The organism is Pleomorphomonas koreensis DSM 23070 (assembly GCF_000425185.1).
In the GTDB taxonomy this organism is placed as follows: domain Bacteria; phylum Pseudomonadota; class Alphaproteobacteria; order Rhizobiales; family Pleomorphomonadaceae; genus Pleomorphomonas; species Pleomorphomonas koreensis.
Map to the genome: position 1 here is coordinate 1 of NZ_AULH01000061.1, position 1,912 is coordinate 1,912.

Below are 1,912 nucleotides of genomic sequence, written 5' to 3' on the forward strand. Positions count from 1 at the left end.
CAGAAAGAACTGGACGAGCTTCTGGAGATCTGGAAGCGCGACCAGGCTTCGGCGACCGCCGAGGTGCGCGCCGATCATGTCGCGCAGATCGTCTCCAAGATCACCGGTGTTCCGGTCACGGAGCTGACCGCCGAGGAGAAGGACAAGCTCCTCAAGCTCGAGGAGAAGCTGCACGAGCGCGTCATCGGCCAGGAAGAGGCCATCCGCGCCGTGGCGGATGCGGTGCGCCTGGCGCGCGCAGGACTGCGCGACGGACGCGGTCCGACCGCGACCTTCCTGTTCCTCGGGCCGACCGGGGTTGGCAAGACGGAACTGGCCAAGACGCTCGCGGAGGTGATCTTCGGCGACCAGGATGCGCTGATCCGTATCGACATGTCGGAGTATGGCGAGCGCCACTCGGTTGCCCGGTTGGTTGGCGCACCTCCGGGCTACGTCGGATACGACGAAGGCGGGCAACTGACCGAGAAGGTGCGCCGTCGGCCCTACTCGGTCGTGCTGCTCGACGAGATCGAAAAGGCGCATCCCGATGTCTACAACATCCTGCTTCAGGTGTTCGACGATGGCCGCCTAACAGATGGCAAGGGCCGCGTGGTGGACTTCACTAACACCATCATCATCGCCACCTCGAACCTCGGTTCGGACATCATCCAGCGCAACCTCACGAAACGCGGCAGCAGTGAGTTCGACGAGGCCAAGCAGAAATCCGAACTGATGGAGGTGTTGCGCGGTCATTTCCGGCCAGAGTTCATCAACCGGATCGACGAGATCATCGTCTTTCATTCGCTGAATCGGTCGGAGATCCGCCAGATCGTCGAGTTGCAGCTCACCCGGGTGAAGCGGACCGCCCTTACCCAGGGCGTCGAACTCGAATTCGACGTGAGCGTCGTGGATCACTTCGGCGCGGTCGGCTTCCGTCCCGAATTCGGTGCCCGCGAGCTGCGCCGGCTGATCCGGTCGGAGTTGGAGACCGAGTTGGCTCGCGAACTGCTCTCGGGGCGGATCGAGGATGGCGACAAGGTCCGCGTCGCCTGGTCGGAAGACGAACAGAGGGTCGTGTTCGAAAAGATCGTAAAGGACACCGGTGACGACAGCCCGGACGATCAGGCCAAGGCCGGGATCGAGGAGCCCAGCGAAGTTGCCGAAAACAAGACGGACGTTCCGAAGCCCAGCGTTGGGGATGAGGTGCAGTCCAAGGACGACAAGTCCGACGAGTGACAGCGCAAAAGACTGGCCCGGCGCGATATCGGTCGCGCCGGGCCATCTCTTCGGAGAGTTATAGGAAGGTCCACGGCATGAACGTCATTAGATCATTCCGCAATCTCGACCGGCACGGCCAACAGCGCGCGCCTGAGGTCATCGAGGAAGAGGTGCGGCAACTTGAACCGCACCTTGCGCGCTTTCGCGAGGATCTGGTCCGGCTCGAAGTCGTTGCCTCGCAAACGAGGGGCAAGAAGCGCATCAAAGTCAGCCTGCGCCTGCAACTGCCGTCGGGCGTGATCGCGGCGCGGGAAGAGGGATTCGAGATCGAGCCTGTCCTGCGCAAGGCCTTTGCCGACCTGCGCCACCAGGTCGATCGGCATGTGGCGCGCCTCAAGCACGAGCCTGAATACAAGCGTCCCGCCCGCCGGCGCCGGATCGGCGCCCCGCTGCCGCCCGCGCGGGATGCGGCGGAAGCGGACCGGCGCCAACTCTTCTTTGAGCTGATCGAGGATCATCTCGATACGGTCTATGACACCGTCAGGCGCGAGTTGACCTATCTCGAGTGTAGCGGATCGGTACCGGAGGGTTACCTCAGCGTTCGCGATCTTGTCGATGCGACGATCCTCAAGGGACTGGAAAGGTTCGAGCAGCGGCCCACCGAGTTTTCCATAGGCGACTGGCTGCTGAAACTGGCTTTCGAGACCATCGAGGC

2 protein-coding genes are annotated in these 1,912 nt (G+C 62.9%); both read left to right on the forward strand.

What is annotated here, in order from left to right; all coding sequences use genetic code 11:
* Positions 1 to 1,215: AAA family ATPase (locus H512_RS25235; RefSeq protein WP_036793054.1), on the forward strand; the 1,215-nt coding region annotated here is incomplete at its 5' end.
* A 77-nt stretch (positions 1,216 to 1,292) separates the two neighbouring features.
* Positions 1,293 to 1,912 (forward strand): HPF/RaiA family ribosome-associated protein (locus H512_RS0120000; RefSeq protein ID WP_026784906.1); only part of this gene is annotated, 620 nt, incomplete at its 3' end.